This window comes from Paenarthrobacter sp. NPDC057355, assembly GCF_042667405.1.
Taxonomy (GTDB): domain Bacteria; phylum Actinomycetota; class Actinomycetes; order Actinomycetales; family Micrococcaceae; genus Arthrobacter.
In genome coordinates this window covers 93,412-117,279 of the sequence record NZ_JBHVAL010000015.1, presented here as the reverse complement: position 1 = coordinate 117,279, position 23,868 = coordinate 93,412, and the positions used below count along the sequence as shown (strand labels likewise).

The following is a 23,868-nucleotide window of genomic DNA, read 5'->3' as shown; positions in this document are numbered from 1 at the left end:
TATTTTTTTTTTGTCTCTGCCTGCCCGTCACACACCCTCTATTTTATCTCGGGTCGGGGCGGGCCCGGGGGCCCCCCCCCCCCCCCCCCCCTCGACTCCGATGTACCTCAGGTGCCAGGACTCGTAGAAGTAGCCCGTGGTTTCGTGGAACATCCAGGGGTACCGCACGACGAATCCGTACTTGTGCGCATTGGCCTTGGCCCAGACCGCTGCCGGTTGCTCGGCGAAGCATGGCTGGAAGCTGCAGGCTCCGCCGCCGTCGCCGATATCGAAAGCCCAACCCGTTTGGTGCTCCGAGTGGCCGGGGCGGGCTGAAGCACGGTCGGCCGCGGCCTGCCCGGTGCTGGCGACATATCCGTTGTAGGTGGACACCTGGGTGGTGTACGAACGGTAGCCCGAAGCCAGCGTCATGATGACGCCCTCAGAAGCCGCCGCGCCGAACATCTTTTCCGCGGCAGCCGCCGTCGTGCTGTTCAGCAGCGCGGCCTCCCCGCTGACGGCGAGCCGCACGGCCGGTTGCACCAAATCCGCGGGCACAAAGTTCTGCGGGTTCAAGGGCCTGTGCTTGTTGACGATGACCCAGGGGCTGGTGGGATCCGTCAATGACTGCTGGGTCTTAAGCGAGCTGGAAGGAGTCGGGCTGGGGGTCGCCACCGTGGGCTCCGCAGTGGGTGTGGGCTCGGTGGTGGGTGCAGCAGCGGTGCTGGAGGCGGCTGCTGAAGGCGTGACGTCGGCCTGCACCGGAACCGTGGCGGCGGCCGGGGAGGGCGTGGCGTTCTCCGGCGTGCAGGCGGTCAGGGCGGCCAGACCGGCTCCGGCGGTCAGCAGGCCCGCGAAAGCCCGGCGACTGGGGAGCGGAAAGTTATCGGTGCGCAACTAGACCTTCCTTAGCAGCATGCGCCGGATGGAGTGGTCCGCATCCTTGGTGAGCACAAGCTGTGCCCGGCCACGCGTCGGCAGGACGTTTTCCTTCAGGTTTGGCTCGTTGATGCGCTTCCAAATGCCCCTGGCAGTGGATTCGGCGTCTTCGTCGGACAATGTGGCGTAGCGGTGGAAGTAGGACTCGGGCTGGGCGAAAGCGGTAGTGCGCAATTTCCGGAAGCGGTCCACGTACCACTCTTCTATGTACGAGGTCTTGGCGTCGACATAGATGGAGAAGTCGAAGAAGTCGCTGATGGCCAGGCCTTGCACTCCGTCCATGCGCGGCCGGGCCGGCGCAAGCACATTCAAACCCTCGACGATCAGGACATCGGGGCGCCGAACGACGACTTCCTTGCCCGGCACGATGTCGTAGGTCACGTGCGAGTACCACGGCGCCCGGACTTCCTCAGCCCCGCCCTTGACCTCCGAGACAAAGCGCAGAAGCCCGCGCCGGTCGTAGGACTCGGGAAAGCCCTTGCGTTCAAGGAGGTGGCGGCGCTTGAGCTCGGCCAGCGGGTACAGGAAGCCGTCCGTGGTGATGAGCTCGACGTTGGGGGTGCCCGGCCAGCGGCGCAGCATTTCGCGGAGCACGCGGGCGATGGTGGACTTGCCGACTGCCACGGAGCCGGCGACGCCGATGACGAACGGCGTGCGCTGGGTTTGTTCACCCAGGAAGGTGGTGGTCGCCGCATGCAGCTGGTGCGATGCCTGAACGTACAGGTGAAGGAGCCTGGAAAGCGGGAGGTAGACCTCCCGGACTTCTTTCATGTCCAAGGGGTCTCCAAGCCCCCGCAGACGGAAAATGTCCTCTTCGTTGAGGGGCTGCTCCATCTGTGCCGCGAGCCTGGACCAGGTTTGACGGTCCAGCTCAACAAACGGGGAAGCGCCGTCGCCATTAGCTTCGGTGCGTTGCAAAGTCACGATCATGATTCTGCCCTCCGCGCGGCTGATCAGGAAATGCGCGATGGCCGGAGAGTGAATTGTGCGTTCTTAACAGCGCGCGAATAGCTCTTGGTTATAGGATGTCCCACGTCAGTTGTTTGCAGAAGCCGTTAGGCTTGTACCTATGTGTGGAATCGTAGGCTATGTTGGCAATTCGTCTCGCGAGGCAGCTGGTTACAGCGCCCTTGACGTCGTGGTGGAAGGGCTGCGCCGTCTGGAGTACCGCGGCTATGACTCCGCCGGCGTCGCAGTAGTAGCCGATGGAGCAATCTCATCGCGTAAAAAGTCCGGCAAGCTGAGCAATCTGATCGAGGAACTGGAAGCTCACCCCGTTCCCGAGTCCCTGACGGGCATTGGCCACACCCGGTGGGCCACGCACGGCGGCCCTACCGACCGTAATGCCCACCCGCACCTCTCCGATGGTGGCCGCCTGGCTGTCATCCACAACGGCATCATCGAGAACTTCGCCGAGCTCCGCCAGGAACTGCTCGCCAAGGGTGTCACGTTCGAATCCGAAACCGACACCGAGGTGGCTGCCGCACTCATCGGCGACATCTTCCGCAACCAGCTCAAGGGCGACGGCGGCAACCTTACCGAAGCGATGCGCCTCGCCTGCCAGCGGCTCGAGGGTGCGTTTACCCTCCTGGCCGTACACGCGGACCAGCCCGACGTCGTGGTTGCTGCCCGCCGCAACTCACCCCTGGTGGTGGGTCTGGGCGACGGCGAGAACTTCCTCGGTTCCGACGTCTCCGGCTTCATTGACTACACGCGCCGCGCTGTGGAACTGGGCCAGGACCAGATCGTCACCATCACCGCGGACTCCGTGGAGATCACCGACTTCTTCGGCGCTCCCGCCGAAGGCAAGGAATACCACGTTGACTGGGACCCGGCATCGGCCGAAAAGGGTGGCTTCAACTCCTTCATGGAGAAGGAGATCAACGACCAGCCTGACGCTGTGGCACAAACCCTCCTGGGCCGCTCGGACCTCAACGGCCAGCTGACCCTCGACGAGCTCCGCATCGATCCGGAGCTCCTCAAGCAGGTGGACAAGATCATCGTCCTCGCTTGTGGCACTGCCGCGTACGCAGGCTTGGTGGCCAAGTACGCCATCGAGAACTGGTGCCGTATCCCCACGGAGGTGGAGCTCGCCCACGAGTTCCGCTACCGCGATCCGATTGTGGATGCCAAGACGCTGGTGGTTTCGATCAGCCAGTCCGGTGAAACCATGGACACGCTTATGGCCGTCCGCTACGCCCGCGAACAGGGCGCCAAGACGATCTCCATCTGCAACACCAACGGCTCAACCATTCCCCGTGAATCCGATGCTGTGCTCTACACCCACGCCGGCCCGGAAATCGCCGTTGCGTCCACCAAGGCATTCCTGGCCCAGATCACCGCCGCCTACCTCCTGGGCCTCTACCTGGCCCAGCTGCGCGGCAACATCTTCTCAGGCCAGATCAAGGACGTCCTTGCGGACCTGAACAAGATCCCGGCAAAGATCCAGACCATCCTCGACAACGCAGGGCCCCTGCGCGAGCTCGCACGCAGCATGAAGGACGAAAAGTCCGTGCTGTTCCTGGGCCGCCACGTGGGCTACCCGGTGGCTCTTGAGGGCGCGCTGAAGCTTAAGGAAATCGCGTACATCCACGCTGAAGGCTTCGCCGCGGGCGAGCTCAAGCACGGCCCGATCGCCCTGATCGATGACGGCCAGCCGGTCTTCGTCGTCGTGCCTTCCCCGCGCGGCCGCGACTCCCTGCACTCCAAGGTGGTCAGCAACATCCAGGAAGTCCGCGCACGTGGTGCACGTACCCTGGTCATCGCTGAAGAGGGAGATGAATCGGTCAAGGACTACGCCGAGCACGTGTTCTACGTTCCGGAAACGCCTACGTTGCTCATGCCGTTGCTCACTACGGTTCCGCTGCAGATCTTTGCCGCCGAATTGGCCGGGGCGAAGGGTTACGACGTCGACCAGCCGCGTAACCTCGCCAAGAGCGTGACCGTAGAATAACGCCATGATTGTTGGCATTGGCGTAGACGTCGTAGACATTGAGCGGTTTGGCCGGCAGCTTGAACGGACTCCAGGGCTGAGGGACCGGCTTTTTGTGCCGGCGGAGCGTGAACTCAACACGCGGTCCTTGGCAGCCCGTTTTGCGGCCAAGGAAGCTGTTGCCAAGGTTCTGGGCGCACCCGCGGGCATGAACTGGCAGGACTGCTGGATCGGCCTTGACCAGAACGGTCCAACAGTCCAGGTCAAGGGCACCGTGCTTGCGGTGGCTGAGGCCAAGGGCGTCAAGCGCTGGCACCTGTCCATGAGCCACGACGGCGGCATCGCCACGGCGACTGTCCTCGCCGAAGGCTAAACGGACACACGTTCACATGATCAGCGCCTTCACCGGACAACAGATCAGGGATGCGGAACAACCGCTCCTGGACTCCGGTGAGGGCGCTGTTCTTATGCAACGGGCAGCCTACGGCCTGGCACAGGCAGTGATCCGCGAGGTGAAGATAAAACGCCGGCTGGCCGGAGCGGGTGTCACGGTTCTTGCCGGCAAGGGCAACAACGGCGGCGATGGCCTCTACGCTGCAGCGCACCTGGCCGGGCGTGGAATGCGGACGACGGCGATACTTGCTTCGGAAACTGTCCACACGGAGGCTTTGCTTGCCTTCAAGGCCGCCGGCGGTCGGGTTCTGCGGCTGGAGGCCTCCAACGCGGAAGAGCTCGCGGTCCTGTGTGCCGGCGAGGACGTGGTCATCGATGCCCTCCTGGGTACGGGAGCCCGCGGCGGCTTGCGTGACGCCGCTGCCGAGCTGGTAGCGGGGCTCCAGGAACTTCGGCCCGGCCTGGTGGTGGCATGCGATGTCCCGAGCGGCCTGGATGCCGGCACGGGCGAGGTCCATTGGCCTGTCCTGGAAGCCGACCTCACCGTCACCTTCGGGGGCATCAAAGCCGGCCTGCTCAGTGACCCGGGTGAAGGCTGCGCCGGCCGCGTCGAACTGGTGGAGATCGGTATCGAGTCCACGCTGCAGTATGACGTGCCGGAGCTGCGCCGGCTCACTGCCCGGGACCTGGGCGCCTTGTTGCCCAGCCCTTCCCGGCGGGCGCACAAATACTCACGGGGGGTCCTGGGAATCGTCGCGGGCTCCAGTCGCTTTGCCGGCGCAGCAGTTTTGAGCGTGCACGCCTCGGCCCTCGCCGGGGTGGGCATGGTGCGCTACCTCGGCCCTGAACCAGCGGCCCGAATGGTTCTCAGCCGGACCCCTGAGGCCCTCTGGGAGACGGCGGACCCGGGAAGGGTGCAGGCCTGGGTGGTTGGCCCGGGCGTCGACGGGCAAGAGCAGCTTGAGCGGGCAGGGGCTGCTGCGGAGTCCGCACTCCGCGATGACCTGCCGGTGGTGGTCGACGCCGGTGCGCTGAGCCTCTTGCCGGAGCGTTGCCCGCCCCACTGGATCCTCACTCCGCATGCCGGCGAGCTCGCCTCGTTGCTGGACTCGCTTCCTTCCACGGGCGAAGTGGCCGTGAGCCGTGCCGACGTCGAATCCCGCCCGCTGCACTTCGTACGGCAGGCTGCGCAACAAACCGGAGCCACAGTGCTCCTGAAGGGTGCCACCACCTTGGTGGCATCGCCGTCGGGAACTGTGTTCAGCCAGTCCGACGGCACCGCCTGGATGGCGACCGCCGGAAGCGGCGATGTCCTGGCCGGAGTCCTGGGAGCTTTGGTGGCGCAGGCTGCTGATGAGCTGACAAACGACGACGGCGCGTATGCCGCCTTGGGTTTGGATCCTGAGGACCGCTGGGCTGCTGTCGCGGCCGTGGCAGCAAGCATCCATGGACGGGCCGGAGCGCTGGCTTCGGCAGATTTTGATGGTGGCCCCATTACAGCCTCGGCGATCGCTGAGGCTGTTCCGCGCGTTGTTGGTTCGCTCAGCGCGGAATACGACCGAACAATACCGTAAGGTTACTGTCGTTGTCAGGGTCATGAGTAGGCTTGCAACAGTTGTTCGCATCAGCAAGAGGAGAACGCATGGAAGTCTGGCCTGGATCGGCTTATCCGCTCGGAGCCACGTTTGACGGTACCGGCACCAACTTTGCACTGTTCAGCGAAAGGGCAGAACGGGTTGAACTGTGCCTCTTCGACGACGACGGCGGCGAAGTCCGCGTCGACGTCACGGAAGTGGACGGCTATGTCTGGCACTGCTACCTCCCGACGGTGCAGCCCGGACAGAAATACGGCTACCGCGTCCACGGTCCCTACGACCCCGACGCCGGCCAACGCTTCAACCCCAACAAGCTCCTGCTGGACCCCTATGCCAAGGCAGTGCACCGGCAAATCGACTGGGACCCTTCCCTGTTTTCGTACAACCTGGGGGACCCCGACTCCCGGAATGACGAGGATTCAGCAGCACACATGATGCTGGGCGTCGTCATCAACCCCTTCTTCGACTGGGACGGCGACAAGCTCCCCAGGATCCCGTACCACAAGTCGGTGATCTACGAGGCCCACGTCAAGGGACTCACGCAGCTCCACCCCGAGGTCCCGGAAGAGCAGCGCGGAACGTACGCCGGCGTTGCACACCCGGCAGTGATTTCGCACCTGCAGAAGCTGGGCGTCACGGCAATCGAACTGATGCCCGTGCACCAGTTCGTGAACGACGGAATCCTCCAGGACAAGGGCCTGAGCAACTACTGGGGCTACAACACCATCGGCTTCTTCGCCCCGCACAACAGCTACAGCTCCAAGGGCGACACGGGACAGCAGGTCCAGGACTTCAAGGCCATGGTCCGCTCGCTGCACGACGCCGGCATTGAGGTCATTCTCGACGTCGTCTACAACCACACCGCTGAAGGCAACCACCTGGGCCCCACGCTGTCCTTCAAGGGCATCGACAACTCGGCCTACTACCGCCTGGTGGAAGACGACCAGAAGTACTACATGGACTACACCGGTACGGGTAACTCCCTGAACGTGCGCAGCCCACATTCCCTGCAGCTGCTCATGGACTCCCTGCGGTATTGGGTCACCGAAATGCATGTGGACGGTTTCCGTTTCGACCTCGCCTCCACCCTGGCCCGCGAGTTCTACGACGTCGACAAACTCTCCACGTTCTTCGAACTGATCCAGCAGGATCCCGTAGTGTCCCAGGTGAAGCTCATAGCCGAACCGTGGGACGTCGGGCCCGGCGGTTACCAGGTAGGCAATTTCCCGCCCCAGTGGACCGAATGGAACGGCAAGTACCGCGATACCGTCCGAGACTTCTGGCGGGGCGAGCCGTCCACGCTCGGCGAATTCGCATCCCGGCTCACGGGCTCGGCAGACCTGTACGAACACTCGGGCCGCCGTCCGTTCGCATCCATCAACTTCGTCACGGCCCACGACGGCTTCACCTTGATGGACCTGGTGTCCTACAACGAGAAGCACAATGAGGCCAACGGCGAGGACAACAACGACGGCGAATCCCACAACCGTTCGTGGAACTGTGGCGTCGAAGGGCCGACGGACGACCCCACCGTCCTCGCCCTGCGGGCACGCCAGCAACGCAACTTCATTGCCTCCTTGTTCCTGTCCCAAGGCGTCCCAATGCTCCTGCACGGCGACGAACTGGGCCGGACCCAGCAGGGCAACAACAACGGCTACTGCCAGGACTCCGAACTCACCTGGATCAACTGGGAACACGTGGACCAGCCGCTGATCGAGTTCACTGCGGCAGTCAGTGCACTGCGTGCCAAGCACCCGAGCCTGCGCCGCAGCCGCTTCTTCGACGGCAGGCCTGCGCTCCGGGGCGAGGGCGAACGACTCCCGGACATCGTGTGGCTGGACAAGGACGGCACCACCATGACGCCGTCGGACTGGGACGAAGCCCTGGGCCGTTCGGTGGGTGTGTTCCTCAACGGTGACGGCATCCACGGCCGCGATAACCAAGGCCGACGCATCACCGACGTCAACTTCCTCCTGTACTTCAACGCGGACCAGGAAGAGGTGGACTTCCGGATTCCCTCCGACGAGTACGCACCGGCCTGGGACGTCATGATCGATACCGCCGGAGAGGGAGCGGAAGCCGGCGTCATCAAGCCGGACCAGATCCTCTCAGTCGGCGGCAAATCCCTGGTGGTACTGCGTGCGCACAGTACCCCCGAGATCGAACCGGACCACTCCGTTGCGGCCTCGCTGGCAGCCCTGACGCAGACCAGCACACCGGAAACGGCCTCCATCACGGCTCCCGCCGTGACCTCCCTGCCGTATGACTACAAGGAGGCCCCGGCAGAGGAGGCTGCTCCGGCAGAAGAGGCTGCTGGTGCTGCTGACGCAGGCGAGGGAAAGGAGACCGAATCATGAGGACGCCAGTCTCCACGTACCGCCTCCAGATCCGTCCCGGCTTCACCTTGCAGGACGCTGCCGAGCTCACCGGCTACCTGAAATCACTGGGAATCGATTGGGTTTACGTCTCACCAATCCTGACCGCCGAGCAGGGATCGGACCATGGCTATGACGTGACCGACCCCTCCACCGTGGATCCCGCCAGGGGCGGCCGTGAGGGCTTGGCTGCCCTGTCCAAGGCAGCCAAGGATCACGGCCTGGGGATTCTTGCGGACATCGTGCCCAACCACATGGGTGTTGCCTCTCCCAAGCAGAATGCTTGGTGGTGGAGCCTGCTGAAGGACGGGCAGGAGTCCAAGTATGCCGAGGCCTTCGACGTCGACTGGGACTTCGGAGGCGGAAAGATCCGGATCCCGGTGCTCGGCAGCGACGACGACCTCGATGAACTCAAGGTCGTGGACGGTGAGCTGCACTACTACGATCACCGTTTCCCGTTGGCTGACGGAACGTACGAGTCCGGCGACAGCCCCAAGGACGTCCACTCGCGCCAGAATTACGAGTTGATCGGTTGGCGGCGGGCAGACGCGGACCTGAACTACCGCCGGTTCTTCGCCGTGAACACTTTGGCGGGCATCCGGGTCGAGATCCCGTGGGTCTTCGACGAGTCCCACGCCGAGATTGTCCGCTGGTTCCGTGAGGGCCTGGTGGACGGCCTCCGCATTGACCATCCCGATGGGCTTGCCGACCCCGAGGGCTACCTTGCGAGGCTCCGGGAAGTCACCGGCGGCGCCTACTTGCTGGTGGAGAAGATCCTCGAACCGGGGGAGCAGCTCCCGGAAACCTTCAGTTGTGAGGGCACCACCGGGTACGACGCTCTCGCGGACGTTGATCGCCTGTTCGTCGATCCCACGGCCGAGGAATACCTCAACTCACTCGATGCCCGGCTGCGGAACTCGGAAAAGCCGGCAGATTACGCCGAGATGATCCATGGGACCAAGCGCCGCATCGCCGACGGTATCCTCCGTTCGGAGATCCTCCGGCTCGCGCGCCTGGTACCGGCCACGCTGGAACTGCCGTTCGCCAAGGTAGCCGATTCCCTGGCCGAGATCATCTGCTGGTTCCCCATCTACCGGACCTACCTGCCTCATGGCGGTAAGACTCTGGTCGAGGCAATAGAGAAGGCAGGACGTCACCGTCCCGAACTTGAACCCGTCCTGGGCAAACTGCAACCACTCCTGTTGGATCCAGGCAACGCCCTGGCGCAGCGGTTCCAGCAGACCTCGGGCATGGTGATGGCGAAGGGTGTGGAGGACACCGCGTTCTTCCGTTACACCCGGCTAGGCTCGCTCACCGAGGTTGGCGCGGATCCGACGGAGTTCTCCTTGCCCAACGGAGTCTTCCACGAGCGGATGGCCCGTCGCCAGCAGCTCCTGCCGCACTCCATGACCACCCTGAGCACCCACGACACCAAGCGAAGCGAGGATGCGAGGGCACGGATATCGGTCATTTCCGAGGCCGTGCCGGAGTGGGAATTGTTCCTTGGCACGGTGCAGCAGCTCGCACCGATCCCGGACGGACCGCTGGCCGCGCTTGTCTGGCAGTCGATCGTGGGTGCTTGGCCGGCAGACCGCGGACGCCTCCAGTCCTACGCGCTGAAAGCTGCACGCGAGGCCGGCAGTTCAACCAACTGGACCGACCCGAACCCGGAGTTCGAACGGCAGCTGGCAGCCGCCGTCGACGCCGCTTTCGACGTTCCCGAGGTCGCGGCCGCGCTGGCCAACTTCGTGGCCGAGCTGGAACCCTATGGGACCTCCAACTCGCTGTCCGCCAAGCTGATCCAACTCACCATGCCCGGCGTCCCGGACGTCTATCAGGGCACGGAGTTCCGGGACGGCTCGCTGACTGACCCGGATAACCGGCGGCCAGTGGACTTCCAGGCACGCCAGGCCGCTCTGAAGCAGTTGGACCAGGGCGCCACGCCGTCGTTCACGGAAGAACCCGCCAAGCTGTTGGTGGTTTCGCGTGCGCTGAGGTTACGGAAGGACCGTCCGGAACTGTTCGAAGGGTACTTGCCCGTGGCAGCACAGGGCTTGGCTGCGGCGCACGTAGTGGCCTTCGACCGGGGTGCAGGCCGGCGTGGAGCCATGACTGTGGCCACGCGTCTGCCACGGCGCCTCGCCCGGGAAGGCGGCTGGCGGGACACCAGCATCGAACTCACTGTGAACTGCAAGGACGAACTCACCGGAGCAAGCTACGGCCCCGGTCCCGTCCAGGTGGGGAAGTTGCTGGAACGCTACCCGGTGGCGCTGCTGGTACCCACCGACTGAAGCCAGCCTGAATTCGCGGCAACGCACGCTTAAGGAACGTACAGGGGAACATCATGCTCAAGCACGCTGCTGGAAAAAATAGATTCGATGTGTGGGCGCCGAATGCCAAGAGCGTTCGGCTGGTGGCCGGGGGCCACGAGTACGGCATGGAGCAGTTCGACGACGACGCCGCGCACGGTTGGTGGCACGCGCCGGCTGACGTCGTGGCACAGGAAGCCGACGACGTGTCGTACGGCTACCTGGTTGATGGAGAAGGGCCGTTCCCTGATCCGCGCTCACGGCGGCAGCCGGACGGAGTCCATGGACTGTCCTCAACTTTCGACCCCTCCATCCATGAGTGGAAGGACGGCGGGTGGAAGGGGAAGGACCTCAAGGGCTCGGTCATCTACGAGCTGCACCTTGGGACCTTCACGCCTGAGGGCACACTGGATGCTGCCGCTGCGAAACTGGACTACCTGGTGGACCTTGGCATCGACTTCATCGAGCTCCTGCCGGTGAACGGGTTCAACGGTGTCCACAACTGGGGCTACGACGGCGTCCTTTGGTACGCCGTCCACGAGCCCTACGGTGGCCCGGCCGCCTATCAGCGCTTTGTTGATGCGGCGCACGCCGCAGGGCTCGGAGTCATCCAGGATGTGGTCTACAACCACCTCGGTCCCAGCGGAAACTACCTGCCAAAGTTCGGGCCCTACCTGAAATCGGGTGAGGGCAACACCTGGGGTGACTCAGTGAACCTTGACGGCCCGGGCTCCGACGACGTGCGGCGCTACATCCTGGAGAACGCCGCGATGTGGCTCCGGGACTACCACGTTGACGGACTTCGGCTCGATGCCGTGCACGCCCTCCGTGATGAGCGTGCCGTTCATATCCTTGAGGAATTCGGGGCGCTGGGGGACCTGATCGAATCGGAAACGGGGATCCCGCGGACCCTGATTGCGGAATCGGATCTGAACAACCCGCGCCTGATCTACCCCCGCAAGGACAACGGCTACGGTCTGGAAGGCCAGTGGAGCGACGACTTCCACCACGCGGTCCACGTCAACCTCAGCGGGGAGACCACCGGCTATTACTCGGACTTCGACTCGTTGTCCGTGCTGGCCAAGGTCCTTGAGCACGGCTTCTTCCATGATGGAAGCTACTCGAGCTTCCGGGAGCGCCGCCACGGACGGCCCATCCGGCACGACCTCGCCCACCCTTCGGCCCTGGTGGTGTGCCTCCAAAACCACGACCAGATCGGAAACCGGGCAACCGGCGACCGCCTCACGGCATCGTTGTCCTACGGCAAGTTGGCTGTTGGTGCAGTCCTGACCATGACCTCTCCCTTCACCCCGATGTTGTTCATGGGGGAGGAGTTCGGCGCATCCACACCGTGGCAGTTCTTCACTTCCCACCCGGAACCGGACCTGGGCAAGGCCACCGCCGAGGGGCGGATCAAGGAGTTCGAACGGATGGGGTGGGATCCGGCCGTTGTTCCCGATCCCCAGGATCCGGAGACCTTCCAGCGCTCCAAGCTCAAGTGGGAGGAAGCCGGTGAAGGGGATCACGCACGGCTGCTGCAGCTGTACAAGGATTTGGCACAGCTGCGCCGGAACACGCCCGAACTGGTCGAGGGCGGCTTTGGCGAAACCTCCGTGAAGTTCGACGACGACGAGCACTGGCTGCAGTTCTCCCGTGGCAGCGTCCGTGTGGTCTGCAACCTGGGGGAGGATGCGTTCGCGACACCGCTCAGTGGCTCCTTGTTGCTGGCCACCGATCCCAAAGCAGCCCTCGACGAGGACACGTTGACGCTTCCCGGCGGTAGCGCCGCCGTCGTACGCGTCAGCTGAAGCAACCACCAGGCCGGGGTGACGGCGCCCACATGGCGGACAACGCCGTCGCCCCGGTTTCTGCAGTGGCAGGATGGTGCGTATGACTTATTCGGCCGCGGAAAACCGCTACGAAACAATGCCCTACCGCCGTGTCGGACGCAGCGGACTCAAGCTGCCCGCCATCTCGTTGGGCCTTTGGCACAACTTCGGCGACGACAAGCGATTCGACGAGCAACGCGCCATCCTGCGACGCGCTTTCGACCTTGGGGTCAACCACTTCGACCTCGCCAACAACTACGGTCCGCCGGACGGATCTGCTGAAACGAACTTCGGGCGCCACTTGAAGGACGACTTCAAGCCCTACCGCGACGAGTTGGTCATCTCCACCAAAGCCGGCTACTACATGTGGCCGGGCCCCTACGGTGAGTGGGGCTCGCGCAAGTACCTGATTTCCAGCCTCGACCAGTCCCTGGAGCGCATGGGCCTGGACTACGTGGACATCTTCTACAGCCACCGGCCCGACCCCGAGACGCCGCTGGAAGAGACCATGGGCGCGCTGGATTACGCGGTCCGCTCAGGCAAGGCGCTGTATGCAGGCATCTCCTCCTACACCCCCGAACAGACCCTCGAAGCGGCGCGGATCCTCAAAGAACTGGGCACCCCGCTCCTGATCCACCAGCCGAGCTATTCAATGCTCAACCGCTGGACCGAGAACGGCTCACCCAACCTCTACGAAACCCTGGACCAAGTCGGTGCGGGTTCCATCGCCTTCTCCCCGCTGGCCCAAGGGATGCTGACCGACCGCTACCTCAACGGCGTGCCTGCGGATTCACGCGCGGCCAAGGAACGGTTCCTGTCCGAGTCGCAGCTGACCGAAGACAAGCTGGACCGCGTGCGTGGGCTGAACGCCATCGCCAAGGACCGCGGGCAGACGCTCGCCCAAATGGCCGTTGCCTGGATCCTCCGGGACCAGCCAAAGGGTTCTCCGGTGACGTCGGCGTTGATCGGTGCCTCGAGCGTGACGCAGCTCGAAGACACGCTCAGCGCCATCAACAACCTGGAGTTCAGCACGGAGGAACTGACGGCCATCGATGAGTTCGCCGTCGAATCCGACATCAATTTGTGGGCGCAGAAGTAGCCGTTCACGAAAGACATATACGGAAGGGACCGGCGGGGAACAAAGCCGGTCCCTTTCCTGTTGGCTACAATGCAAGTGTGCGCCGAATGGCGCCGTGCCAATCAGCCGTGCCCTGGACTCAGTCAGGGTTGCGCCTGGCACCTGAGCTTTAGTTCTCAAAGGAGTTCCGTGTCTTCACATCCGATTCGTGTTGCCATTGTCGGCGTAGGTAACTGCGCCGCATCGCTGGTCCAAGGTGTTCAGTATTACCGCGACGCTGACCCCAAGGCCACGATCCCGGGTCTGATGCACGTCGAGTTCGGCCAGTACCACGTCAACGACGTCCAGTTCGTTGCTGCTTTCGATGTCGATAGCAAGAAGGTTGGACTGGACCTGGCAGACGCCATCGGCGCCAGCGAAAACAACACCATCAAGATTGCCGACGTCCCCGCGACGGGCGTCACCGTCCAGCGTGGCCACACCCTGGACGGTTTGGGCAAGTACTACCGCGAGACCATTGTTGAGGCTCCCGAGGAAGCAGTCGACGTTGTTGCCGCCCTCCGCGAAGCCAAGGTCGACGTCATGGTCTGCTACCTGCCGGTGGGATCCGAGCAGGCTGCAAAGTTCTACGCCCAGTGCGCCATCGACGCAGGTGTCGCCTTTGTGAACGCCCTCCCGGTGTTCATCGCCGGTACCAAGGAATGGGCCGACAAGTTCACCGAAGCCGGCGTACCGATTGTCGGCGACGACATCAAGAGCCAGATCGGTGCCACCATCACCCACCGCGTGATGGCCAAGCTGTTCGAAGACCGCGGCGTCACCTTGGACCGCACGTACCAGCTGAACGTTGGCGGCAACATGGACTTCAAGAACATGCTTGAGCGCGACCGTCTGGAGTCGAAGAAGATCTCCAAGACCCAGGCCGTCACCTCCAACGTCGAGGCCGAACTGCACGCCGACGACGTCCACATCGGCCCGTCCGACTACGTTGCCTGGCTCGATGACCGCAAGTGGGCCTTCGTCCGCCTCGAGGGCCGCAACTTCGGCGATGCCCCGGTTTCCCTCGAGTACAAGCTTGAGGTCTGGGACTCCCCGAACTCCGCCGGCGTGATCATCGATGCCATCCGTGCCGCCAAGATCGGCCTGGACCGCGGCATCGGTGGCCCGCTGCTCTCCGCTTCCAGCTACTTCATGAAGTCGCCGCCGGAGCAGTTCAACGACGACATCGCCCGTGAGAAGGTCGAAGCCTTCATCCGCGGCGACATCGAGCGCTAAACACCGCGTTACCCCTGACGCCCCCGCACTTTCGTGCGGGGGCGTCAGTCGTTTCCGGACCCTCTCTCACGTTCCCCGCGTTTGGGCGCGTCCCTCTCTCACGTTCCCCGCGTTTGGGCCGGTCGCTCTCTCAGGTACCCCGTGCTTGGGCCGGTCGCTCTCTCACGTTCCCCGCGTTTGGGCCGGGCGCTCTCTCAGGTACCCCGCGTTTGGGCCGGGCGCTCTCTCAGGTACCCCGCGTTTGGGCCGGGCGCTCTCTTTCACGTACCCCGCGGTTGGGCCGGTCCCTCTTTCACGTAGCCCGCGGTTGGGCCTGCCCTCTCAAATAATCTGCGGGGGTGTGGTGGAGGGTTGGGGTGAAGGGCGGGGGATGTGAGAGAGGGTCAGAAGAGGCCGGTGGGGTTGCCCTCGGCGTCGACGTCCATGCGCATCGCAGCCGGTTCTTTCGGGAGCCCGGGCATTGTCATAACAGCCCCGGTCAAGGCGACGATGAAGCCGGCACCGGTTTTGGGAATCAGGTCCCGAACATGCACCCTGAACCCCTTGGGCGCTCCGAGCCTGGAGGCGTCGTCGGTGAAGGAATACTGCGTTTTTGCCATGCAGACCGGCATGCCGGACCAGCCGTTCTTCTCGATCTCCGCCAGCCGTCGCAACGCCGGTACGGAAAATTCGACGCCGTCGGCCCCGTAGATCTCCTGCACAATCGTCCGGATCTTGTCCTCAACTGGCAGCTCCAGCGGATAGAGGTGGTGGAAGTCCGACGCCGCGCCCAATGCGGCCGCCACCTTGGCTGCGAGCTCGTCGCCGCCGTCGCCTCCACCGCCGCGACCCCAGACATCGGCGACGGCGGCCTCCACGCCTTCGGTGGCACACCAGGACAGGAGCCATTCAAGTTCCCCGGCAGTGTCGGTGGCGAACTTGTTGATGGAGACAACCGGCGTGATGCCGAACTTGGCCACGTTCCTCAGATGCCTCCTAAGGTTCTCCACCCCGGCCGCCATCGCGTCCAGGTCCGGTTCGCTCAGGCGGTCCTTAGGTACCCCGCCTTGCATCTTGAGCGCACGGATGGTTGCAACAACTACGACGGCGGATGGCGCCACGTCTGCGATGCGCGCCTTGATGTCCATGTACTTTTCTGCGCCAAGGTCCGCGCCGAAGCCGGCCTCGGTGACCACGACATCGGCAAGCTGCATGGCCGTCCGGGTCGCGATCAGCGAGTTGCATCCATGGGCGATGTTCGCGAACGGGCCGCCGTGGACCAATGCCGGCGTCCCGGCGATGGTCTGGACAAGGTTTGGCTTGATGGCGTCCTTCAGCAGCATGGTGAGCGCACCCTCGACGCCCAGATCCGCGACGGTAACCGGTGCGCGGTCGTAGGTGTATCCGAAGGTGATCCGGCCCAGTCGGGTCCGCAGGTCATCGAGGTCTGTGGCCAAGCAGAACACGGCCATGATTTCAGAGGCCACCGTGATGTCGAAACCATCCTGGCGGGGTATGCCCTGGGCTGGGCCGCCGAGGCCGATCACCACTTCCCGCAGGGCGCGGTCGTTCATGTCCAGCACGCGTTTGAACGTCATGCGCCGGGGATCTATGCCGAGCTGATTGCCCTGGAAGATGTGGTTGTCCACCAAGGCCATAAGTGCATTGTTCGCAGAGGTGATCGCGTGAAAGTCCCCGGTGAAATGCAGATTGATGTCATCCATTGGCAGGACCTGGGAGTATCCGCCGCCCGTGGCCCCGCCCTTCATTCCAAGAATGGGACCCAGTGAAGGCTCCCTGAGGGCGATCATTACCTTATGTCCGGCACGCGCCAATGAATCGGCAAGACCTACCGTTGTGGTTGACTTCCCTTCGCCCGCCGGGGTGGGGGACATGGCAGAGACCAGGACCACTTTCCCCCGTGCCTTATTCTCGGGAAGCACCACCTTGCCGGTGTTGATCTTGGCTTTGTAAGGCCCGTACAGCTCCAGGGCCTCACGAGGGATGCCGGCTCTTCGCGCGATCTCCTCGATGGGGAGGATGGCGGCTTGATGGGCAATCTCAAGATCACTCAAGACCTTGTTTTCAGACATCGTTGTCCTTCGGCTGGATGTTCCCGTTTCAGGGCTGACGCTTGTGGCGCGCAAACGCTGTGCGCGCCAATCTACCAGCAGTGGGGAACGACGCCAGGGAACCTCAAGCCCTGGGAAGCAACAGGCCGCCGACCGCTTCGCGATAGCTCTCCAAGGTGATCGCGGCTGTGCGCTGCCATCCGAACGACTCCGCATGGGTGGCAGCAAGCCTGCCCATGTCTTCGCGGGTCCGGACGTCGTCGTACAGATCCTCCAAGGCATCCGCCCAGTCAGTGGGGTCATGTCCGTCCACCAGGATTCCAGTGCGGCCATCGGAGATAGCCCGGGACAGGCCACCCACGTTGGTGGCAACCACCGGTGTGCCGCACGCCTGTGCTTCCAAGGCGACCAGGCCAAAGGACTCGCTGAAAGAAGGCATCACCACTACGTCGGCCGATCGGAACCAACCAGCCAGCTCCGTCGCTACCACCGGTGGGCGGTGGGTGACGACGTCGTCCATTCCGGCATCGCTGATGATGTGCTGGAGGTTGAAGTCCTTGGCGCCGCTGAGCGCACCCAGGATTGTCATTTCGAGGTCAATGTCCGGTCGCCGCTCCCGCAGGATGCTCGCGGCTTTGACGAAAATCTGGGGACCCTTGAGCCGCTGGATCCGGCCGGCGAACAGGATGTGGAAGCTGCCCGGCCGCACGTCCAGCCTGGCACGTGATTTCTTGCGGAAAGCGGGTGTGAAGACGTTCAGGTCCACACCGGGCGGAGCGACATCGATCCGGTCGCGATCTGCCCATAGTGGGACACAAGTTCATCAGCCTCGGCAGGAGTATTCGCGATCAGACGGTCGGCGCCGTCGACAATCCGTTGCTCGCCGTTCTCCCGGCGTCGAGGCTCCGGGTGTTCGCCCGGTTGCAGTACCAGGTTCTTCACCTTCGCCATGGTGTGCATGGTGTGCACCAGAGGAACGCCCCACAACGCCGACAGCTCCAAGCCCGCAACTCCGGAGACCCAGTAGTGGGAATGGATGGCGTCGTAACGGCCATGCAGTTGCCGGTTCCGGATGTTATCTATCTCCACCACCATCTGGTGCAGCAGTTCGGGCAGCTCCTCCTTGGGAACCTTGCGGCGGGGCCCGGCGGGAATGTTGTGGACGCAGACGCCAGGGCCGGGATGCTCGACGGCGGGCTGGCTGGCTTTGGTGGCCCGCGTGAAGATCTCCACCTCAACGCCGGATTCCGCGAGAGCCATGGCCAAGGCCCGAACGTACACGTTCATTCCGCCCGCATCGCCGGCCCCGGGCTGCTCCATGGGGGAGGTATGCAGTGACAGGAACGCCACACGACGGACCATCGGCATGGCAACCCTCCTGACTCTCACCACTTCACTGCAGAAAACACTACTCCTGCCGATCCACGCCTCAAGAAAGTCGCGCCGCTATGTGGACAGTCCCGCATATGTGGAAAACCCGCAGCTGGAGACCCCATCTCGGCAAGGCTGCTAGCGTGTGGCCTGTGAGCCAAGAACAAACCTTTGACATCCGCAAGGCAAACCCCGAGGACTGGACCGGGATCTGGTCCATCCTGGAGCCCGTGATCCGGGAAGGCGAGACTTTCACTTGGGACCGCGACACTCCCGAGGAAGCGGCCAAGGCCAAATGGACCAAGGAAGCCCCCGGCCAGACCTTTGTTGCCGTGGACCGGGAGTCCGGCAAGATCCTGGGCACCGGGGAGTTCCACGCCAACCAGGGTGGCGGTGGTAGCCATGTGGCCAACGCAGGTTACATGGTGTCGGCCAACCACTCGGGCCAGGGTATTGCCCGCGCTCTCTGTGCATACTCCCTTGCGGAGGCCAAAGCCGCAGGGTTCTACGCGATGCAATACAACGCCGTTGTGGAGAGTAATGTCAGGGCCGTCTGGCTGTGGCAGTCGATGGGGTTCCGTATCCTTGCCACCGTCCCCGAGGCCTTCAACCACCCTGAGATCGGCTACGTCGGCCTGCATGTGATGTACCGCAAGCTGTAAAGCCGAAGCGTCACTCCCAGAGCCCGGCCAGCGCGGGAAAGGCTTCCTCATACCCTGCGAGCAGTTGCCGTCCCAACAGCTCCGATCCAACCAAGGGATGTGAGGCGAAGGCCTGGACTGCGGCTTCGCGATCGCGCTCGCGGACGGCTCGGATCGTGAGCCGCTCCACTTCCTTGACGTGCTGCATCAAGGTGAGGAACTGCCCGGGCGGGCGATCCTGCGCAACCGCCACCGCGCCGTCGGGCGTCACCTGGGAGGGGACTTCGACGACGGCGTCCGCCGGCAACCCGGGCACGGCCACCTCAGCGGCGGCGGGAGCTGCCAGCACCGGCGCGTTGGGCACGTTGAGGATGAGCTGGGCGGTGCCGCCCCCGGAGAGGGCCCGCATGACGGACAAAGCCACCCGCTCATAACCGCCGCCAGCGAGATCGGCCTCATCGCGTTGTTCCCCATGAAGGCGGGCCTCCGCGAGGTAACCCTCTTCGCGGGACCGCCGCGCCGCGTCCCACAGCGCGTAGGCATCATCGGACCGGAGCAACTCCGGATACAGGGAATGCTGCTGTGCGTGGATGGACGCTCCACGGGTCTGGCTTTGTCCACGAATCGCCGTGGTGGCCTGCGCGGTCTGATAGTAGTAGTAAAGATATTCGTTGGGGATGGCCCCAAGTCTGTCCAGGAGGTGTTGCCCGAACAGGCGCCCTTCCTCCAGCGACTCGAGGGCGGCGCGGTCGGCCAGCAACCCGGGCAGGAGATCCGTGCCACCGGGCGCCAGCCGGTAGAGCCAGCCGAGGTGATTCAGCCCGTAGTAGCCCACGCCGTCGAGATTTCCTTCGGCCAGCGGATAGCCGGCCGCCCGGGCGGCCCGGTGGACCAGTCCTCCGGCGGAATCGCAGATCCCGATGACCCGCTTCCCAAGGACCGGCACCAACGCCTCCGTCACCATGCCGGCAGGATTGGTGAAGTTGATCAGCCATGCGTCGGGGCAATGGCGCCGCATGGCCTCGGCGAGTTCCAGCATGCGCGGAATGGATCGCAGGGCGTAGGAGATTCCGCCGGCACCGGTGGTCTCCTGGCCCAGCAAGCCAAGCGCCAACGCAACGCCTTCATCGGCGATCCGGCCGGCTGTGCCGCCGGGCCGGATGGCCGCGAACACGACGTCGGTCCCCGTGAGTGCCTCGCCAAGATCCGTACACACCGAGACGGCGGGACCGGAGCCGGAGGTTACAGGCATCGCGCGGAGCACTGCCTGGATGGCGTGGAGCCGTTGTTCGTCGACGTCGAAAAGCACCAGTTCGCTGACCAGGCCCGCGAATGGACCCTCACACAACGCCCGGTACACAAGGGGAACCCGGAACCCGCCGCCACCGGCGATCATGAGCCGCATGCTCCGAGTCTATGCAGCCCCGCAAGCTGCGGCGTAGTGTGCCGTTCATGGACGCTATGCCCCAGCGACGATTCGACCCCCTGGCCGCCGTGAGGTCCGACGCCGACGCCGGTTGCGATCTTCTCCTGACCGGCACGGTCTTCCAGGACATCATCTTCACCGGCCTTCCCCAAGCGCCCGAACCCGGTACCGAGGTGTGGAGTGAAGGGATGGGAAGCTGCCCGGGAGGAGTCGCAAACCAGGCAATCGCGGCGGCCAGGCTTGGATTGCGGACCAACCTTGCTGCCACGTTCGGCGACGACGGCTACGGCGACTACAACTGGCAGATCCTCGAAACACAGGAACACGTGGACCTGTCGTTGTCCCGGCGGGTTCCCGGATGGCACTCACCCGTGACGGTTTCCATGTGCGTGAACCAGGACCGTTCCATGGTCACTCACGGCCACCCAGCCCCGATTAGCTCTTCGGAGCTGATCGGCCAGCCGCCCCGGGCGCTCGCGGCCGTTGCTGACTTGGAAGAGGAGATGGAACCGTGGATGATGGCGGCCCGGAGTGCCGGCACCCGGCTCTTCGGCGTCGTGGGATGGGACCCGACCGGCAAATGGTCCGAGCGCAGGCTGGACCAGCTCGAAAATTACTATGCCTTCTTGCCCAATGCGCCGGAGGCCATGGCGTTCACCGGCAAATCCGACCCCTGGGCGGCGCTGTACTCCCTGGCTGACCGTGTTCCAGTGGCCGTGGTGACCCTTGGCCCTCAGGGCGCTGTGGCAGTGGACTCGGAAAGCGGGGAGGAAGAATGGGTTCCTTCCTTGCCCGTTTCGGCCGCTGACCCCACGGGGGCGGGGGACTGCTTTGGGGCGGCCTTCATTGTGGGGTGCCTTTCGGGATGGCGGCTGGGTGACCGTCTCCGCTTTGCCAACCTGTGTGCATCCTTGGCCGTCCAACAGGTCGGCGGATCGTTGGCCGCGCCGGGGTGGGGCGACATCGCGGACTGGTGGCAACGGGCCAACGCACGGAAGGAAAGGCAGTCAAGTCAGTGGCTGCGGCGCTTCGCGTTCCTGGAACCGATCGTGAAGGACATTCCGGCCGAAGCCCAACGTCGTGCGCGGGCCACCATCGCGCACTTGTCCGATGCCCAATAGCGGTGGCAAGCGGCCCCGCAGTTAACTCGAATTCACTGGCACCACTAGAATCTCTAGGGTGACTTATGAAGCAGCTGCAGATATCGGGATCGGCTCAAAGGCCGCAATAGCCAAAGCGGCGGTGCTTGAACGGTCCGCCGTGATCGATCTCGAAGCAGTGCGCCACAATGTCCGGCAGTTCGTCGGCATTGCCTCTCCCGCCGCGGTGATGGCCGTGGTGAAAGCCGACGCGTACGGCCATGGCGCCGTCCAGGTTGCGCGGGCCGCGCTCGACGCCGGTGCCGCCTGGTTGGGGGTTGCCCACATTTCCGAGGCGCTCGCATTGAGGGCCGCCAGTATCGATGCCCCGCTCCTTGCGTGGCTGCACACCCGCGAGAGCAACTTTCAAGCGGCCGTCGCCGCCGGCATCGACGTCGGAATCTCGGGCTGGGAACTTGACGCTGTCGTGGCGGCAGCGCGCGAGCAGGAACGGCCCGCGCGAGTGCACCTCAAAGTGGACACCGGCCTCGGCCGCAACGGCTGCACCATCGCCGACTGGGACCAGCTCCTGGGCCAGGCCATGGACTACCAGGACCAGGGCTTGCTGCGGGTAGTCGGCATTTTCTCGCACCTTGCCGTGGCTGATGAACCCCACCGCCCGGAAACTGATGAGCAACTCGCTGTTTTCCGTGAGGCCATCGCCATGGCCGAGGACGCAGGTGTGGACACGGAAGTCCGGCACATCGCCAACACCCCCGCAACCTTGTCCCGGCCGGACTCGCACTTCGACCTCGTCCGCGTGGGCCTTGGCATCTACGGTTTGTCACCCTTTGAGGGCGCCACTTCTGCCGAACTCGGACTGCATCCCGCAATGACGGTCCGCACGCTCCTGTCCAACTGCAAGAAGGTTCCTGAAGGCCAGGGTGTCTCGTACGGGCTGAACTACAGGACCAGCGAAGAAAGCACCCTGGGCCTGGTTCCTTTGGGCTATGCCGACGGCGTCCCCCGGATCGGCACCGGCGGTCCGGTCCGCGTCAACGGCGTCAACTATCCCGTGGTTGGCAGAATCGCGATGGACCAGATGGTCATCGACCTCGGGCCGATGAGCCCGGAGACGGCGGCCGCTTACAAGGGCGCGGAAGCCGTCATGTTCGGTGACGGCGCAGACAACGGACCCACCGCCGACGACTGGGCCGCGGCGGCAGGAACCAACAACTACGAAATCGTCACGCGCATCAGCCCCCGTGTGCCGCGCAGCTACGTCAACGAGGCCCTCCCGGCTCCCGAAGAACCCGCGGCTGTTGCCGCTAGCACCGATAAGGCGGCGCTGTGAGCGGAGCCCAATGGGAGCGCACCTTGACCGTTACGACGGCGGACCAGACCCACGCGCTCGCCGCGGCCCTCGGTGGGGTTCTGGAGGCCGGTGACCTTTTGGTCCTGACCGGCGAGCTGGGGGCCGGCAAGACCACGTTCACGCAAGGACTGGGGGAGGGGCTGGGCGTGCGCGCCGGGATCATCTCGCCCACCTTCGTGTTGGTCAGGATCCACCCGAACCTGCCCGACGGACCGCGGCCGGGCGGCCCTGACCTTGTCCACGTGGATGCCTACAGGCTGGAATCGGCTGCCGAGATCGACGACATCGATCTCGAGAACACCATGGATACTGCGGTCACGGTGGTGGAGTGGGGCCGGGACCGGGTAGAGCACCTGTCTGAGAGCCGGCTGGAAGTCGAGCTGCACAGGGCCGTCGGTGGCGAAAGGTCCACGGAGGCACAGGATGTCTTGGACTTCGATACCGACGACGACGACGAGCCCCGCACCATTGTTTTCCGTGGCTTTGGTCCCCGTTGGGCCGAAGCTCCATCGCTTCTTGAAAACGCAGAACAGGGAGGCAACTGATGCTGATCCTGGCTATTGATACGTCGGCGGTGGCCAGTGCTGCCCTCATTTCCAATGACGCCATGGAAGGCGTGGTGGATTCCTTCGCCACGGAAGATACCCGTAGCCATGCCGAAGTGCTGGCGCCTGGCATTGAGAAACTGTTGGCGGGAGCCGGCGTGACGGGGGCTGACATCGATGCCATCGTCACCGGTGTCGGGCCGGGTCCCTTCACCGGTCTCCGGTCCGGCATCGCGACTGCCCGCACCCTGGCCTTCGTGTGGAACAAGCCGTTGTACGGCCTGATGAGCCTGGATGCGATCGCCCTTGAAGTGGCTGAGTCCACCGCTGCTGCCCCGGAGTTCCTGGTGGCCACTGATGCCAGGCGCAAAGAGGTCTACTGGGCCCGTTATACGTACGTCCAGGGGCAGCTTCCTGAACTCGTCGACGGGCCGCACGTCGGCTTCGCCTCTGAATTGCCGGACCTGCCCGTTTTCGGAGCGGGTGCGGGTCTGTACGCCGATGTCCTGCGCGCCGACGAGGACTTCGCCACGACACAGCCGGATGCCGCGTCCCTGGGCCAATTCGCTTTGGCCCGACTGAACGCAGGGCAGCCACTGTTGGACTCCACGCCTTTGTACTTGCGGGAATCGGATGCCCAGGTGCCCGGTCCCCGCAAACGCGCGCTCTGATCGGA

At 64.2% G+C, this 23,868-nt stretch carries 17 protein-coding genes and 1 pseudogene; 13 read left to right on the top strand and 5 right to left on the bottom strand.

Features of this window, described 5'->3' with window-relative positions; translation table 11 throughout:
- Window positions 1–27 precede the first annotated feature (27 nt).
- Complete coding sequence (locus ACFUOZ_RS16055; protein WP_377549882.1) at window positions 28–876, bottom strand: M15 family metallopeptidase; 849 nt, start codon at window positions 874–876, stop codon at window positions 28–30.
- The gene (gene coaA / locus ACFUOZ_RS16050; RefSeq protein ID WP_377549880.1) at window positions 877–1,848 is read right to left on the bottom strand and encodes a type I pantothenate kinase; all 972 of its coding nucleotides are present in this window, start codon (window positions 1,846–1,848) and stop codon (window positions 877–879) included.
- Window positions 1,849–1,987: 139 nt separating this feature from the next.
- Between coaA and glmS the strand changes: the two genes are divergently transcribed.
- The 8 genes from glmS to ACFUOZ_RS16010 all read left to right on the top strand — a co-directional run bounded on the left by glmS (window position 1,988) and on the right by ACFUOZ_RS16010 (window position 14,704).
- Window positions 1,988–3,871 (top strand): glutamine--fructose-6-phosphate transaminase (isomerizing), encoded by a 1,884-nt coding sequence (glmS, locus tag ACFUOZ_RS16045; RefSeq protein ID WP_377549878.1) that lies wholly within the window; start codon window positions 1,988–1,990, stop codon window positions 3,869–3,871.
- Between the two features lie 4 nt (window positions 3,872–3,875).
- Window positions 3,876–4,223, top strand: a complete 348-nt coding sequence (locus ACFUOZ_RS16040) for a holo-ACP synthase (protein ID WP_066277757.1) — start codon at window positions 3,876–3,878, stop codon at window positions 4,221–4,223.
- Window positions 4,224–4,239: 16 nt separating this feature from the next.
- On the top strand, window positions 4,240–5,817 hold the full coding sequence (locus ACFUOZ_RS16035; RefSeq protein WP_377549876.1) for an NAD(P)H-hydrate dehydratase: 1,578 nt from the start codon (window positions 4,240–4,242) through the stop codon (window positions 5,815–5,817).
- Between the two features lie 68 nt (window positions 5,818–5,885).
- A complete protein-coding gene (gene glgX, locus ACFUOZ_RS16030; RefSeq protein WP_377549874.1) occupies window positions 5,886–8,195 on the top strand; it encodes a glycogen debranching protein GlgX in 2,310 nt (769 codons plus the stop codon).
- The gene (gene treY / locus ACFUOZ_RS16025) at window positions 8,192–10,504 is read left to right on the top strand and encodes a malto-oligosyltrehalose synthase (protein WP_377549872.1); all 2,313 of its coding nucleotides are present in this window, start codon (window positions 8,192–8,194) and stop codon (window positions 10,502–10,504) included. Before glgX ends, treY begins: the two co-directional genes overlap by 4 nt.
- 53 nt (window positions 10,505–10,557) lie before the next feature.
- Complete coding sequence (gene treZ / locus ACFUOZ_RS16020; protein WP_377549870.1) at window positions 10,558–12,330, top strand: malto-oligosyltrehalose trehalohydrolase; 1,773 nt, start codon at window positions 10,558–10,560, stop codon at window positions 12,328–12,330.
- Between the two features lie 82 nt (window positions 12,331–12,412).
- Window positions 12,413–13,450 carry an L-glyceraldehyde 3-phosphate reductase gene (gene mgrA, locus ACFUOZ_RS16015; protein WP_377549865.1) on the top strand — a complete coding sequence of 346 codons (1,038 nt, stop codon included), beginning with the start codon at window positions 12,413–12,415 and terminating at the stop codon, window positions 13,448–13,450.
- A 168-nt stretch (window positions 13,451–13,618) separates the two neighbouring features.
- Entirely contained in the window at window positions 13,619–14,704 is a 1,086-nt protein-coding gene (locus ACFUOZ_RS16010; RefSeq protein WP_377549863.1) for an inositol-3-phosphate synthase, read from the top strand.
- A 383-nt stretch (window positions 14,705–15,087) separates the two neighbouring features.
- On the opposite strand, the gene ACFUOZ_RS16005 is transcribed toward ACFUOZ_RS16010, so the two are convergent.
- The gene (locus ACFUOZ_RS16005; RefSeq protein ID WP_377549861.1) at window positions 15,088–16,776 is read right to left on the bottom strand and encodes a formate--tetrahydrofolate ligase; all 1,689 of its coding nucleotides are present in this window, start codon (window positions 16,774–16,776) and stop codon (window positions 15,088–15,090) included.
- Window positions 16,777–16,879: 103 nt separating this feature from the next.
- A pseudogene (gene mshA / locus ACFUOZ_RS16000) lies at window positions 16,880–18,123 on the bottom strand (D-inositol-3-phosphate glycosyltransferase).
- Window positions 18,124–18,269: 146 nt separating this feature from the next.
- On the opposite strand from mshA, the gene ACFUOZ_RS15995 reads away from it, so the two are divergent.
- Complete coding sequence (locus ACFUOZ_RS15995) at window positions 18,270–18,788, top strand: GNAT family N-acetyltransferase (RefSeq protein ID WP_377549859.1); 519 nt, start codon at window positions 18,270–18,272, stop codon at window positions 18,786–18,788.
- A 10-nt stretch (window positions 18,789–18,798) separates the two neighbouring features.
- Here the strand turns inward: ACFUOZ_RS15995 and ACFUOZ_RS15990 are convergent, their stop codons facing one another.
- Window positions 18,799–20,172, bottom strand: coding sequence for a 6-phospho-beta-glucosidase (locus ACFUOZ_RS15990; RefSeq protein WP_377549857.1), 1,374 nt, complete (start codon window positions 20,170–20,172; stop codon window positions 18,799–18,801).
- 47 nt (window positions 20,173–20,219) lie between these two features.
- On the opposite strand from ACFUOZ_RS15990, the gene ACFUOZ_RS15985 reads away from it, so the two are divergent.
- The 4 genes from ACFUOZ_RS15985 to tsaB are packed head-to-tail and all read left to right on the top strand — an operon-like array spanning window position 20,220 to window position 23,863.
- Window positions 20,220–21,314: a carbohydrate kinase family protein gene (locus tag ACFUOZ_RS15985; RefSeq protein WP_377549855.1), complete on the top strand. Its 1,095-nt coding sequence runs from the start codon at window positions 20,220–20,222 to the stop codon at window positions 21,312–21,314.
- A gap of 58 nt (window positions 21,315–21,372) precedes the next feature.
- Window positions 21,373–22,626 carry an alanine racemase gene (gene alr, locus ACFUOZ_RS15980; RefSeq protein WP_377549853.1) on the top strand — a complete coding sequence of 418 codons (1,254 nt, stop codon included), beginning with the start codon at window positions 21,373–21,375 and terminating at the stop codon, window positions 22,624–22,626.
- Complete coding sequence (gene tsaE, locus ACFUOZ_RS15975; RefSeq protein WP_377549851.1) at window positions 22,623–23,192, top strand: tRNA (adenosine(37)-N6)-threonylcarbamoyltransferase complex ATPase subunit type 1 TsaE; 570 nt, start codon at window positions 22,623–22,625, stop codon at window positions 23,190–23,192. Before alr ends, tsaE begins: the two co-directional genes overlap by 4 nt.
- Entirely contained in the window at window positions 23,192–23,863 is a 672-nt protein-coding gene (gene tsaB, locus ACFUOZ_RS15970) for a tRNA (adenosine(37)-N6)-threonylcarbamoyltransferase complex dimerization subunit type 1 TsaB (RefSeq protein ID WP_377549849.1), read from the top strand. Before tsaE ends, tsaB begins: the two co-directional genes overlap by 1 nt.
- Window positions 23,864–23,868: the final 5 nt, after the last annotated feature.